This window comes from Kineococcus anabasis, assembly GCF_054590795.1.
This window is the reverse complement of the sequence record NZ_BAAIHU010000006.1, coordinates 14,455-27,592: the sequence shown is the minus strand read 5'-3', so window position 1 is coordinate 27,592 and position 13,138 is coordinate 14,455. Positions and strand designations below refer to the sequence as shown.

General features: G+C 76.1%; 15 protein-coding genes. 14 read left to right on the top strand and 1 reads right to left on the bottom strand.

Annotation, left to right across the window (positions count from 1 at the left end):
• Positions 1-60 precede the first annotated feature (60 nt).
• The 9 genes from ACYQBY_RS08965 (at position 61) to ACYQBY_RS08925 (ending at position 8,779) form a co-directional block, all read left to right on the top strand.
• On the top strand, positions 61-1,896 hold the full coding sequence (locus ACYQBY_RS08965) for a hypothetical protein (RefSeq protein WP_459643509.1): 1,836 nt from the start codon (positions 61-63) through the stop codon (positions 1,894-1,896).
• Positions 1,897-2,042: 146 nt separating this feature from the next.
• The gene (locus ACYQBY_RS08960; RefSeq protein ID WP_459643508.1) at positions 2,043-3,203 is read left to right on the top strand and encodes a histidinol-phosphate transaminase; all 1,161 of its coding nucleotides are present in this window, start codon (positions 2,043-2,045) and stop codon (positions 3,201-3,203) included.
• Positions 3,200-3,820, top strand: coding sequence for an imidazoleglycerol-phosphate dehydratase HisB (hisB, locus tag ACYQBY_RS08955; RefSeq protein WP_459643507.1), 621 nt, complete (start codon positions 3,200-3,202; stop codon positions 3,818-3,820). The genes ACYQBY_RS08960 and hisB overlap by 4 nt, the downstream gene beginning before the upstream one ends.
• Entirely contained in the window at positions 3,817-4,485 is a 669-nt protein-coding gene (gene hisH / locus ACYQBY_RS08950) for an imidazole glycerol phosphate synthase subunit HisH (protein WP_459643506.1), read from the top strand. Before hisB ends, hisH begins: the two co-directional genes overlap by 4 nt.
• 38 nt (positions 4,486-4,523) lie before the next feature.
• A complete protein-coding gene (locus tag ACYQBY_RS08945; RefSeq protein WP_459643505.1) occupies positions 4,524-5,084 on the top strand; it encodes a hypothetical protein in 561 nt (186 codons plus the stop codon).
• Positions 5,085-5,136: 52 nt separating this feature from the next.
• Positions 5,137-5,889, top strand: coding sequence for a bifunctional 1-(5-phosphoribosyl)-5-((5-phosphoribosylamino)methylideneamino)imidazole-4-carboxamide isomerase/phosphoribosylanthranilate isomerase PriA (priA, locus tag ACYQBY_RS08940; protein WP_459643504.1), 753 nt, complete (start codon positions 5,137-5,139; stop codon positions 5,887-5,889).
• Positions 5,886-6,296 carry a RidA family protein gene (locus ACYQBY_RS08935; protein WP_459643503.1) on the top strand — a complete coding sequence of 137 codons (411 nt, stop codon included), beginning with the start codon at positions 5,886-5,888 and terminating at the stop codon, positions 6,294-6,296. The genes priA and ACYQBY_RS08935 overlap by 4 nt, the downstream gene beginning before the upstream one ends.
• The gene (locus tag ACYQBY_RS08930; RefSeq protein ID WP_459643502.1) at positions 6,293-7,081 is read left to right on the top strand and encodes an SseB family protein; all 789 of its coding nucleotides are present in this window, start codon (positions 6,293-6,295) and stop codon (positions 7,079-7,081) included. Before ACYQBY_RS08935 ends, ACYQBY_RS08930 begins: the two co-directional genes overlap by 4 nt.
• 48 nt (positions 7,082-7,129) lie before the next feature.
• Positions 7,130-8,779, top strand: a complete 1,650-nt coding sequence (locus tag ACYQBY_RS08925; protein ID WP_459643501.1) for a RecQ family ATP-dependent DNA helicase — start codon at positions 7,130-7,132, stop codon at positions 8,777-8,779.
• 7 nt (positions 8,780-8,786) lie between these two features.
• Here the strand turns inward: ACYQBY_RS08925 and ACYQBY_RS08920 are convergent, their stop codons facing one another.
• Positions 8,787-9,188: a DUF1844 domain-containing protein gene (locus ACYQBY_RS08920; protein WP_459643500.1), complete on the bottom strand. Its 402-nt coding sequence runs from the start codon at positions 9,186-9,188 to the stop codon at positions 8,787-8,789.
• Between the two features lie 259 nt (positions 9,189-9,447).
• Here ACYQBY_RS08920 and infC point away from each other — a divergent pair, with 259 nt between their 5' ends.
• The 5 genes from infC (at position 9,448) to ACYQBY_RS08895 (ending at position 13,027) form a co-directional block, all read left to right on the top strand.
• The gene (gene infC / locus ACYQBY_RS08915; protein ID WP_459643855.1) at positions 9,448-10,098 is read left to right on the top strand and encodes a translation initiation factor IF-3; all 651 of its coding nucleotides are present in this window, start codon (positions 9,448-9,450) and stop codon (positions 10,096-10,098) included.
• Between the two features lie 86 nt (positions 10,099-10,184).
• On the top strand, positions 10,185-10,379 hold the full coding sequence (gene rpmI / locus ACYQBY_RS08910; RefSeq protein ID WP_459643499.1) for a 50S ribosomal protein L35: 195 nt from the start codon (positions 10,185-10,187) through the stop codon (positions 10,377-10,379).
• Between the two features lie 68 nt (positions 10,380-10,447).
• Entirely contained in the window at positions 10,448-10,837 is a 390-nt protein-coding gene (gene rplT / locus ACYQBY_RS08905; protein ID WP_459643498.1) for a 50S ribosomal protein L20, read from the top strand.
• Between the two features lie 83 nt (positions 10,838-10,920).
• Positions 10,921-11,769, top strand: a complete 849-nt coding sequence (locus ACYQBY_RS08900) for a TrmH family RNA methyltransferase (protein WP_459643497.1) — start codon at positions 10,921-10,923, stop codon at positions 11,767-11,769.
• A gap of 10 nt (positions 11,770-11,779) precedes the next feature.
• Positions 11,780-13,027 carry a sensor histidine kinase gene (locus ACYQBY_RS08895; protein WP_459643496.1) on the top strand — a complete coding sequence of 416 codons (1,248 nt, stop codon included), beginning with the start codon at positions 11,780-11,782 and terminating at the stop codon, positions 13,025-13,027.
• The last annotated feature ends 111 nt before the right edge of the window (positions 13,028-13,138 follow it).

The window sequence follows — 13,138 nt, the reverse complement described above, 5'->3', positions numbered from 1 at the left end:
CCTTGAACACGCCTGCGGCCGTCGTGCGACGGCCGCGCCCACTTGGAATGAGGAAGCGCCATGACCTGGTCCCGTCGCCACGAGAACCCCGGCCCGGGGATGTCCCGGCGCAGCCTCCTGGGTGCCGCGTCCGTCGCACTCGGGCACGCGCTCCTCCTGCCGGCCGCCGCACGGGCGGCGACCACCCCGAAGGCCGCCGGGCTGACGGACCCCTTCACCTCCCTCAGCACCACCCGCTGGCCGGTGCGCGGGACGGGCGTCTCGGTCGTCGGGGGGCGGCTGCGCTTCTCCTCCTCCTCGGTCCAGACGGTCAGCACCGGCTCCGCCCGCTACGACCTCACCGGGAGCCGGCTGCGCGTACAGCTCCCGGCCAGGTACTCGGGGGCGCACGCCTTCGCCAACATCTCGGCCATCGTGCCCGGGACCAGCGAGAACCGCGTCAACGCCCAGGTCGAGGGCGGCAGCTTCGTGATGCGCGAGGTGCGCAACGGGCTGGTCTCGGACCAGCGCATCCCGTACGACGCGGTGCAGCACCGGTGGATCGCGATCGAGCACGACGGCACGAGCGTGCTGTGGCGCACCTCCCCCGACGGGACGACCTGGACCACCCGCCGCTCGAAGGCGAGCGCGGTCCCGCTCACGTCGGTCCAGGTCTCGCTCGAGGCCGGCCCCAACGGGGGTTCGGGGTACGCCGAGTTCGACGACCTCAACGTGACCCCGGCCGTGCGGGCCGCGGCGACCTCCAGCGCCTACGTCATCGCCTCCGCCTACACGCTCGAGGAGATGCGCGACTGGAAGGCGCGGGGCGGCACGCACGTCCTCCTGCAGGTGTTCTGGGACCGCTGGCTGACGGCGGCGGGCGCGGGTGTCAACGCCCACGCGGTCGCGGAGTACCGGGGCTGGCTGGCGAACGCCCGCGCCGCGGGCCTGCGCGTCATCGGCGAGATCTCCACCGCGGCGACGCCCGCCTACGTGCGGGACCGGGTGCCCCCGTTCCGCTCCCAGACCGGCGCCCTCTACACCGACGAGGCGATCCGCGACTGGGTGTTCACCGCCATCGGCCGCCAGTACGTCGCGGAGTTCCTCGCCAAGTCCTTCGCGGCGCTGAACCAGAGCGGTGACTGGGACCTCGTCGACACCATGCGCGTCGGCGGCCTCGGGATGGGTGAGCTGAACTACCCGTCCTCGCGCCACGGCTCCGGTGGCGGCCAGATCGTGTGGTGGTCCCACGGGGACGCCGCGCAGACGGGCAACGGCCTGGCCGCCGGGATGGTCCGCTCGCCCCACCCGGGGGAGTGGGCCTACCGGAACACCCCCGTCGGTTCCGCCGCCACGGCCCGGGACGAGGCCCTCGCCGCCTGGCACGTGGACGCCCTGACGCGGTGGATGACGTGGCTCGTGGCGCAGCACCGGGCGGCCGGGTGGAAGGGGCACGTGCACGTCCTGCACCCGTCGTGGGGCGTGCGCTACGAGCGCGGCGCCGGGGACCTGAACTTCCGGTACGAGACCGCGCAGGGCACCTCCTGGGGCGTGCAGATGGACGCCTACCCGGACGCGAACGTCCACCCGTGGCAGACCTGGGCCAACCGTGCCGCTGACGCCGACCCGACGACGGACATGGGGGCGAAGTCGCCGGTCCAGTACCTGAAGAAGCTGGCCGAGGCGCGGGGCCGGACCCTCCTGGGTGCCGAGAACGCCGCCTTCAGCAGCGAGGCGGAGCTGACGCGGACCTTCACGTCCACCACGGACGGCGCCGTCGGCCTGGGGTACGCGATCTACATGCACGTCTGCTACGCCGACCTCAGGTCCGGCGCCGCGGGGACGCTGGGGAACATCACGGCCCTCATGGGGGCCAAGCCCTCCACCGGCGCGCTGCCGCGGGCGGCCGCCCTGTAGGGGCAGCGGGCGCCGGGCGGCGCCGGCACGACCCCTCCCCGGGACGGGCTCGTGCCGGCCCCGCCCCCCTCGGCCCGGGTCGCCGCGGCGGCCGGCCGGGTCCGGCGCCGTGCACACGCACCCCGCCGGTCTGGGACAATCGCCCGGTGACCGCCGAGCCCGCCACCCGAGCCACCCCGAGCAGCGCGGCCCCCACCCTGGCGGACCTGCCCCTGCGCGACGGCATCCGCGGCGACCACCCCTACGGCGCCCCGCAGCTCGACGTACCCGTGCTGCTCAACGTCAACGAGAACCCCTACGCCCCCTCGGCCGCCGTCGTCGACGACATCGCCGGTGCCGTCGCGCGGGCCGCCGCGGGGCTGAACCGCTACCCCGACCGGGAGTTCCTGGAGCTGCGCGCGGACTTCGCGGCGTTCCTGCGCGCGGAGTCCGGGGTGGAGCTGGCGCCGGAGCAGATCTGGGCGGCGAACGGCTCCAACGAGGTCATGCTGCACGTGATGCAGGCGTTCGGCGGGCCGGGCCGCACGGCGCTGAGCTTCGCGCCGACGTACTCGATGTACCCGGAGTACGCGCGGGACAGCCTCACCGGCTGGGTCGCGGGCCGGCGCGAGGAGGACTTCACCCTCGACGTGGACCACGCCCGCGCCGCGATCGCCGAGCACCGGCCCTCCGTGGTGATCCTCACCAGCCCGAACAACCCCACGGGCACGGCCCTGCCGCCGGAGGTGGTGGAGGCCGTCGCGGAGGCCGTGACGGACGGGGTGGTCGTGGTGGACGAGGCGTACGCGGAGTTCCGCCGCGAGGGGGTTCCCAGCGCGCTGGAGCTGCTGCCGCGGTTCGGGCACCTGGCGGTCAGCCGCACCATGAGCAAGGCGTTCTCGCTCGCCGGTGCGCGCGTGGGGTACCTCGCCGCCGCGCCCGCGTTCGTCGACGCGCTGCGCATCGTGCGCCTGCCGTACCACCTGTCCGCGGTGACGCAGGCCGTGGCCCGTGCGGCGCTGCGGCACTCCGGTGAGCTGCTGGGGCGGGTCCACGAGCTGCGCGAGCGCCGGGACGCGACCGTGGAGTGGCTGCGGGAGAAGGGTTTCGAAGTCCCCACGTCGGACTCGAACTTCGTGCTGTTCGGGCGCTTCGCCGACCGCCACGCCGTCTGGCGGGGGTTGCTGGAGCGCGGGGTCCTCATCCGCGAGACGGGACCCGAGGGGTGGCTGCGCGTCAGCGTGGGCACCGAGGAGGAGATGCGCGCCTTCCGGGGCGCCCTGGAGCAGACGCTCGACACGATGCCGCAGGAGGTTCCCGCACGATGAGCACCGAGGTCCCCACCCCCCGCAGGACGGCGCGGATCGAGCGCACCACGTCGGAGTCCACGGTCCTCGTGGAGCTGGACCTCGACGGCAGCGGCCGCACCGACATCTCCACCACGGTGCCGTTCTACGACCACATGCTCACCGCGCTGGGCAAGCACTCCCTCATGGACCTCACGGTGCGCGCCAGCGGCGACACCCACATCGACGTGCACCACACCGTCGAGGACACCGCGATCGTGCTGGGCCAGGCGTTCCGGCAGGCCCTGGGGGACAAGAAGGGCATCCGCCGTTTCGCCGACGCGACCGTGCCGCTGGACGAGGCGCTCGCGCACGTCGTCGTCGACGTCTCCGGGCGCCCCTACTGCGTGCACACCGGCGAGCCGCCCGGCCAGGAGTACCACCTCATCGGCGGGCACTTCACGGGGTCGATGACGCGGCACCTGCTGGAGAGCTTCGCGTTCCACGCGCAGATCTGCCTGCACGTGCGGGTCCTCGCGGGGCGGGACCCGCACCACGTCGTGGAGGCGCAGTTCAAGGCGCTGGCCCGGGCGCTGCGCTACGCCGTGGAGGCGGACCCGCGGGTGCAGGGCGTGCCGAGCACGAAGGGGGCGCTGTGAGCGGGGCGGGTGCACCGGTGAAGCCGTCGGTGGTGGTGCTGGACTACGGCTCCGGCAACGTCCGCTCCGCGGTGCGCGCCCTGGAGCGCGTCGGGGCGGACGTGGAGCTGACCGCCGACCTCGGCGCGGCCCAGGCGGCGGACGGCCTCGTCGTCCCGGGCGTGGGCGCGTTCGCGGCGGTCGCGCAGGCGCTGCGGGACGTCGGCGGTGACCGCGTGGTGGGACGCCGCCTGGCCGGCGGGCGGCCCGTCCTGGGGATCTGCGTGGGCCTGCAGGTGATGTTCGACGCCTCCACCGAGCGCGACGCCGTGGACGCCCGGGGCCTGGGGGAGTGGCCCGGCACCGTGGAGCGGCTGCCCGCGGAGGTGGTGCCCCACATGGGCTGGAGCACCGTGGACGTCCCCGCGGGTTCCGTCCTCTTCGAGGGGGTCGCCGACGAGCGGTTCTACTTCGTGCACTCCTACGGCGTGCAGCGCTGGGAGCTGCGGGACACCACCGGCGGGCGGATGGCGCCGCCGCTGGTGACGTGGGCCGAGCACGGCGCGCCGTTCGTCGCGGCCGTGGAGAACGGCCCGCTGTCGGCGACGCAGTTCCACCCGGAGAAGTCCGGCGACGCCGGTGCGGAACTGCTGCGCAACTGGGTCCGTTCCCTGCGCGCGGCCTGAGCGTCCGGGCGGCGGCGGCGGCGGAGGAGGGGGCGCGGGTGCGCTCGGTGCAGGTGCGCGACCCGCGGGGCGGGACGTGGACGGTGCGGGTGCGCTGGGAGCCGCGCTGGCGCGCGCTGTCGCGGCGCATCGGCGGCTGGCGGCGCGGCCGCGACGGAGCGGACGCCCCGGACGTCGGCTCGGTCGCGGAGGGCGCCTCGCACGTCGGCGGGAGCGGCGGCGGGGGCGGTGGCGGCGGGGGCTGGTGGAGCAACCTGGCCGACGAGGCCGCGATCCTGTTCCTGCTGCTCATCGGGTTCCTCCTCGTCGCCGCGGTGGCGTGGTGGGTGCTCATCCCCCTGCTGCTCCTGCTGGTCGACGTCGTCGTCGTGGTCGTGCTCCTCCTCGCCGGGATCGTGGCCCGGGTGGCGCTGCGCCGGCCGTGGACGGTCACGGCGCGCCGTGACGTGCGGGCCGGCGGCGAGCTCACCGTCGACGTCGTGGGCTGGCGGCGGGCGCACGAGGTGCGCGACCTCGTCGCCGCGCTGCTCGCCGAGGGACAGCCGATGGGTTTCGTGCAGGAGTGCTGCCGCGCCAAGTCGGCCGTGCCCCGCACCTGAGCCCGCCCGGGCCGTCCGGGGCCGTCCCCGCCCGGCCCTAGGCTGTCGGGCCGTGAGCGCACCCACCCCCGCACCCAGCGACCGACTCGAACTCCTCCCCGCCGTGGACGTCGCGGACGGCCAGGCCGTGCGCCTCGTGCAGGGCGAGGCCGGCAGCGAGACCTCCTACGGCGAGCCGCTGGCCGCCGCCCTCGCCTGGCAGGAGGCCGGTGCCGAGTGGGTGCACCTGGTCGACCTCGACGCCGCCTTCGGCCGCGGCTCCAACCGGGAGCTGCTGGCACAGGTCGTCGGCCGCCTCGACATCGCCGTGGAGCTCTCCGGTGGCATCCGCGACGACGCCTCCCTCGCCGCGGCCCTGGCCACGGGCTGCCGCCGGGTGAACCTCGGCACCGCCGCCCTGGAGGACCCGGAGTGGACCCGCCGCGTCATCGCCGAGCACGGCGACCGCATCGCCGTGGGCCTCGACGTGCGCGGCACGACGCTCGCCGCGCGCGGCTGGACGCAGGAGGGCGGGGAGCTGTTCGACGTCCTCGCGCGCCTCGACGCCGACGGCTGCGCCCGCTACGTCGTCACCGACGTCACCAAGGACGGCACCCTGCGCGGGCCGAACACGGACCTGCTGCGCGAGGTGTGCGCCCGCACCGACCGCCCCGTCGTGGCCAGCGGCGGCATCTCCAGCCTGGAGGACCTGCGCGCGCTGCGCGCCCTCGTCCCGACCGGGGTGGAGGGCGCCATCGTCGGCAAGGCCCTGTACGCGGGGGCCTTCACCCTGCCCGAGGCGCTCGACGTCGCCGGCCGCCCGTGAGCGGCGGGGCCGCGGGGGTGCGGCGGATCTCCTCGGCCAGCCCCTACGAGGACGTCATCGGCTACTCCCGCGCCGTCGTCGTCCCGGCGGGGGCGGCCCGCGTCCTCGTCTCCGGCTGCACCGCGACCCTGGAGGGGGAGGTGCAGGCGCCCGGCGACGCCTACCGGCAGATGCTGGTGGCGCTCGACGTCGCCGAGGCGGCCCTGCGGGAGGCGGGCACCGGCCTCGACCACGCGGTGCGCACCCGCATGTTCGTCGTGGGCCGGGAGCACTGCGACGCGGTGGGCCGCGCCCACGGCGAGCGCCTCGGCGCGGCGCGCCCGGCCGCGAGCATGCTGCTCGTGAGCGGGCTGATCGACGAGCGGATGCTCGTCGAGGTCGAGGTGGAAGCCCTGCTGCCCTCGTGAGCGGGGACCCGGCGCGCCCGGCCGCCGACTCCGCGGGGGTGCCGTGGGCGGGGCGCACGCTGCTGCCCAACCCCTTCGCGGGGGACGACGGCTCCGCGCCGGCGTCGCTGGAGGAGGCCCTCGCCCGCTGGGCCGGCGCCCGCGACCCCGCCGCCCACGACCCCGCCGCCCGGCTGCGCGCCGCCGCCGACGTGGTCGCCGCCCTCGCCGGGGCCCGGCTCTTCGCGCCCGTCGTCGCGGTCCTCGGCGAGGTGGAGGTCGTGGCCGCCGGGCCGGCCGGGGACAAGAGCGCCGACATGGCCCTGGCGCTGCTCACCCGGCCGGACGGGCGCCGCGCCCTGCCCCTGTTCACCGCGCTGGACCGCCTGCCCGCCTGGCGCGCGGACGCCCGCCCCGTGCCGGTCGAGACCGCCCGCGCGGCCCTGTCCGGCGTGCAGGAGGGCTGCGAGGCGGCCGTGCTCGACCCCGCCGGGCCGGTGCCGTTCGTCGTGCCGCGCCCCGCGCTGGAGGCCCTGGCGCAGCAGCGGCCCTGGGTGCCGGCCCCGTTCGACCCCGAGGTGGCCGTCGCGGCCCGCGAGGCGCTGGCCGCCCTGCCCGCCGTGCGCGGGGTGGAGGCGGCCGCGGGCGAGGACGCGGAGCTGCGCCTCACCCTCGCCCTCGCCCCCGGGCTGGACCGCGCGTCCCTGGCCGCGCTGACGCGCCGCGCGGGGGAACTGCTCGCCGCCAGCGAGGTCGTCGCCCGGCGCGCGACCTCGGTGGAGCTGCGGGTCGTCGCCGCCCGCTGAACGGGTGGCTGCGGGGTTACCGGGGCCGGGGCGGGGTAGGGGCTGCCCGTGACGAGGAGGAACGAGCGCACGCGCGCCGCCCGGCTCCAGGCCACCGCCCGGCAGGCCTTCGGTTTCGAGGAGCTGCGCCCCGGGCAGCTGGAGGCGATGCTCGCGGTGCTGGAGGGCCGCGACGCGCTCGTGGTCATGCCCACGGGGTCGGGCAAGTCGGCGATCTACCAGGTGCCCTCCCTGCTGCGGGACGGGCCGGTGGTGGTGGTGTCCCCGCTCATCGCCCTGCAGCGCGACCAGGTCGACTCGATCGGCGACGAGGCCGCCCGCGGCGGGGCCGTGCTGCTGAACTCCCACGTCGGCGCCTCCGCGTGGCAGGAGGCGCAGGAGGCCCTGCGGGCGGGCGACGTCCGCTTCGTCTTCCTCGCCCCCGAGCAGCTGGCCCGCGACGAGGTCGTCGAGGAGCTGGCGGCGTTGCGCCCGGCGATGCTCGTCGTCGACGAGGCGCACTGCGTCTCCTCCTGGGGCCACGACTTCCGCCCCGACTACCTGCGCCTGGCCGGCGCGGTGGAGCGGATCGGGCGCCCGCAGGTGCTCGCCCTGACGGCCACGGCCAGCCCGCAGGTGCGCGAGGACATCACCGGGCACCTGCGGATGCGGGACCCGCTCGTGCTCGTCGAGGGCTTCGACCGGCCGAACATCTCCCTGGAGGTGAGGCGCTGCGTCGGCGCCGACGAGCAGCGCGACGTCGTCGTGGAGCGTGCCGCGGCCGTGGACGGGCCGGTCATCGTCTACGTCGCCCGCCGCCGCGACGCCGAGGAGTACGCCGCCGCGCTCACCGACGCCGGCCGCGCGTGCGACCACTACCACGCGGGCCGCTCCCGCAAGGACCGCGACCGCGTCCACCACGAGTTCCTCGACGGCACCCTCGACGCCGTCGTGGCCACCAACGCCTTCGGCATGGGCATCGACAAATCGGACGTGCGGGCCGTCGTGCACGCGCACGTCGCGGACTCCCTGGACAGCTACTACCAGGAGATCGGCCGTGCCGGCCGCGACGGGCGGCCCGCGCACGCGTTCCTCGCCTACCGGCCCGAGGACCTGGGGCTGCGCAGGTTCTTCGCCGCGGGCGTGCCCGACGAGGACTCCCTGGCGCAGCTGGCCGGCATCGTGCGCCGGCACGACGAGCCGGTCGCGCTCCCGGAGCTGAAGGAGGAGACCGGCCTGTCCCAGACCCGGCTGGGCAACCTCGTCAACCTCCTCGAGCAGGCCGAGGCGGTGGCGCAGACACCGGAGGGGGAGCTGCTCGCGCCGCCCGGCGCGCCCAAGCCCGCCCGGGCTGCGCAGCAGGCCGTGGAGCTGGCCGAGCAGCACCAGCGGGTGGAGCAGTCCCGCATCGAGATGGTGCGCGGCTACGCCGAGACCACCGGCTGCCGGCGGCAGTTCCTGCTGGGCTACTTCGGCGAGGAGCTGCCCGGGGTGTGCGGCGACTGCGACACCTGCCGGGCCGGCTCGGCGGAGGAGATGGCACAGGCCTCCACCGGCCGGCCCTTCGCCGTGGGCAGCACCGTGCGGCACGCCCGGTGGGGGGAGGGGCAGGTCATGAGCTACGAGGGGGACAAGGTCACCGTGCTGTTCGGCGAGGTCGGCTACCGGACGCTCGCCCTGCCGCTGGTGCAGGCCGGCGGCCTGCTCACCGCCGCCTGAGCGGGGATCAGACGACGCTGCCGGTGAGCCGCTCGCCGGGGCCCTTGCCGGGGGCGTCGGGGTGGACCGAGGCCTCCCGGAACGCCAGCTGCAGGGTGCGCAGCCCGTCGCGCAGGGCGCGGGCGTGCTGACCGCCGACGTCGGGGGCGGCGGCGGTGACGAGCCCGGCGAGGGCGTTGATGAGGATGCGCGCCTCGGCGAGGTCGAGGTGGCCGCCGTCCTGCTCGTCGTCGGCGAGGCCGCACTTGACGGCGGCGGCGCTCATCAGGTGCACGGCGGCGGTGGTGATGATCTCGGCGGAGGGGACCTCGGCGATGTCACGGGCGGCCGCACCGGCGGTCTCGTCCGGTCCGGTCGGGGCGGCGGCGGCGCCGCCGGTGGTGGCCGCGGGGGAGCTGTCGTGCTGCATGCTGCTACCCTGTCAGGTGACCGACCGGCCACCGTCAGCGGCACGCGCACACCGCGCGGCGCGGGCAGCGGCCGGAACGCGAAGCGGAGGCCTCCTCCCACCCGGTGACGGTGCACGTCCCCGGGTCCCGGTCCCTCCCCCAGGGGAGTTGGCGTCGCCGTACCCTGGCGCCGCCGGATCAGGCAGGCCTCCGTGCGCGTCCGAGCACGGGGGCCTTTCCCGTGTCCGGCGGACCACGACGGCGAGTGAGGAGCAGCACATCAGCGAGCCCCGCATCAACGACCGCATCCGTGTTCCCGAGGTGCGGCTCGTGGGCCCCAACGGGGAGCAGGTCGGGATCGTGCGCGTCGAGGACGCGCTGCGGCTGGCGCAGGAGGCGGACCTCGACCTCGTCGAGGTGGCCCCGCAGGCCCGCCCGCCGGTCTGCAAGCTCATGGACTTCGGCAAGTACAAGTACGAGTCCGACATGAAGGCCCGCGAAGCCCGCAAGAACCAGGCGAACACGATCCTCAAGGAGATCCGCTTCCGCCTGAAGATCGACCCGCACGACTATGCCACGAAGAAGGGGCACGTCGAGCGTTTCCTCTCGGCGGGGGACAAGGTCAAGGTCATGATCATGTTCCGTGGCCGCGAGCAGTCGCGTCCGGAGATGGGCTTCCGCCTGCTCCAGCGCCTCGCGGAGGACGTGGCCGAGCTCGGCAGCGTGGAGAGCACCCCGCGCCAGGACGGCCGCAACATGGTCATGGTCATCGGCCCGCACAAGAAGAAGGCCGAGGCCAAGGCGGAGACCAAGAAGCGCAAGGAGGACGCCGCCCGGGCGACCACCGCGCCGGAGGACGCCGCCGCGCCCCAGGACGGCACCGAGGCGGAGGCGCCCGTCGCCGTCGCGGAGGAGACCACCAGCGCCTGACCCCCGGGTCGGCGCCTCCCCACCCGCCGTGCCAGCAGGCGCGGCGGGCGTCAGCAGCTGCACCTCGAGATCCACAGGAGAGCACCGTGCCCAAGATGAAGACGCACAGCGGCGCCAAGAAGCGCTTCCGCATCAGCGGCAGCGGCAAGGTGCTGCGCGAGCGCGCCGGCAAGCGGCACCTGCTCGAGCACAAGCCGACCACCCGCACCCGCCGTCTGAGCATGGACGCCGTCGCCTCGCCCGCGGACGCGAAGAAGATCAAGAAGATGCTCGCCCGCTGAGCTGAGCGCAGCCCCGTCCAGACCCACAGCGGCCCACCGCCGCGCCGAGACAGCAAGGAGCAACACCAGTGGCACGCGTGAAGCGGGCGGTCAACGCCCAGAAGAAGCGCCGCGTCGTCCTCGAGCAGGCCAGCGGCTACCGCGGGCAGCGCTCGCGGCTGTACCGCAAGGCGAAGGAGCAGGTCACCCACTCCCTCGTCTACGCCTACCGTGACCGCAAGGCGCGCAAGGGCGACTTCCGGCAGCTGTGGATCCAGCGCATCAACGCCGCGGCCCGCGCCGAGGGCATGACGTACAACCGCTTCATCCAGGGCCTGAAGGCCGCGGGCATCGAGGTCGACCGCCGCATGCTCGCCGAGCTCGCGGTCAACGACGCGCCCGCCTTCGCCGCCCTCGTCGCCGCGGCCCGCGCCGCCCTGCCGGCGGCCCCCGCGGCCGCGGCCGGCTCCGCGGCCTGAGCACGACGGACCGCCCCCACCAGGGGCCGCAGCGCCCGGACGGCGCCCCGCTGACCAACCCCCGCGCCGAGCGGGTGCGGTCGGTGCGGGCGCTGGCCGGGCGCTCCGTGCGCCAGCGCACGGGCCGCTTCCTCGTGGAGGGCCCGCAGGCGGTGCGGGAGGCGGTCGCCGCCCACGCCGAGGCCGTCGCCGCCGGCCGCGCCGGGGGCCTGCACGAGCTGTACGCCACCGCCGCCGGTGCCGAGCGGCACCCCGGCATCCTCGCCGCGGCCCACGGCGCGGGGGTGGGCGTGCGCACCGTCAGCGACGAGGTCCTCGCCGCCATGGCCGAGACCGTGACCCCCCAGGGGCTCGTGGCGGTCTGCTCGCTGGTCACGATGCCGCTCGGCGCCGCCCTGGAGCGGCGCCCGCGGCTCGTGGCCGTCCTCAGCGAGGTCCGCGACCCCGGCAACGCCGGCACCGTCCTGCGCGCCGCCGACGCCGCCGGCGCCGGGGCCGTCGTGCTCACCGCCGACAGCGTCGACGTGCACAACCCCAAGTGCGTGCGCTCCACCGCCGGCAGCCTCTTCCACCTCCCGGTCGTCTCGGGCGTGCCGCTCGAGGACGCCCTGGCCGCCCTGCGCCGCGCGGGCGCCCTCGTGCTCGCCGCCTCCGGGGACGGCGAGCACGACCTCGACGACCTCCTCGACGCCGCCGCCTCCGGTGCCGTGCCCGAGGGGGTGCCGGACCTGCGCCGGCCGACCGCGTGGGTCTTCGGCAACGAGGCGCACGGGCTGTCCGCGGCGCAGCGCCACGCCGCCGACGCGGTCGTGCGGGTGCCCGTCCACGGGCGGGCGGAGAGCCTCAACCTCGCCACCGCCGCGACCGTCTGCCTCTACGCCAGCGCCCGCGCCCAGCGCCGGCGCGCGCGCGCCGCGGCCGACGGCGGCTAGCCTGCGGCCCGTGGCCGAGCGAACGCGCACCCCGGAGCCGACCGTCCCGGCCGCCCCGTCCCCGGCCGGGTCCCCGCCCGCGGACCTGCCCGCGGACCCGGCCGAGCTCCCGGCCGGGAACCCGGCTGCGACCCCCGCCGCGGCCCCGGACGGGGCCGGTGGCATCCCGCTGCTCGACGCCGACGACCTGCCCGACGGCGTCGTCGTCATCGACGACCGCGCGGTCATCACCACCGTCAACCGCGCCGCGGAGGTGCTGCTGCGCCGCGAGCGCGCGACCCTCGTGGGCACCGACGTGCGCGAGGCGCTGCCCCTGCAGGACACCTCCGGGCGCCGCTGGTGGGACGCCACCGACCCGTGGGCGGGCCTGACCACCCGCACCGGGCACCGCGAGCGGCTGCTCCTGCTGCCGGGCGGCTCCGAGCTGCTGGTGACCGCCCGCTACGTGCGCTCGGACCGCGGCGGCCCGGTCGAGCGCGTGGTCGTGCAGCTGCGCGGGACGGAGGCCCGCCAGCGCGCGGAGTCCGACGCCGCCAGCCTCATCGCCACCGTCGCCCACGAGCTGCGCTCGCCGCTGACGTCGGTGAAGCAGTTCACCTCCGCCCTCCTGCGCCGGTGGGAGCGCTTCAGCGACGAGCAGAAGCGGCTCATGCTCACCACCGTCGAGGCCGACGCGGACCGCGTCACCCGGCTCATCACCGAGCTCCTCGACGTCTCCCGCGTCGACACCGGCCGGCTGCAGGTGCACCGCATCCCCGTCGACGTCGTGGCCGCCGTCTCCCGGCACGTCGACCGCCTCGTCACCGCCGGCTACGACGACGACCGCTTCCGGGTGAGCGCCGCCCCGGACCTGCCGGAGGTGTGGGCCGACCCGGACCGCCTCGACCAGGTCCTGGCCAACCTCGTGGAGAACGCGGTGCGCCACGGCGCCGGGCGCGTGCAGCTGGACGTGCGGGCGGAACCGGCCGGCCCGGGCGAGAGCACCGGTCAGGGCGGCGCCGGCTGGGTCGTCCTCACCGTGGACGACGAGGGGGAGGGCATCAGCGAGGAGAACCGCCCCTACGTGTTCTCCAAGTTCTGGCGCGGCGGGCAGCGCAGCGGCACCGGCCTGGGGCTGTACGTCGTGCGGGGTCTCGTGGAGGCCCACTCCGGGCGCGTGGAGGTGGACCGCTCCCCGGCCGGTGGCGCCCGCTTCCGGGTGGTCCTGCCGGCCGGGGAGCCGCCCGCGGCGCCCGTCGGCACCGCCCGCGGCCGCTGAGGCCCGCGGAGGTCCCCCGGCGCGGATCTCCCGGGCGGGGACGGGGGCGCGTCTGGGAGACTTCCGGGGCGGTTCCTCCCGGGGCCGCGCACCGCCGTGCCCGTCCTGCGA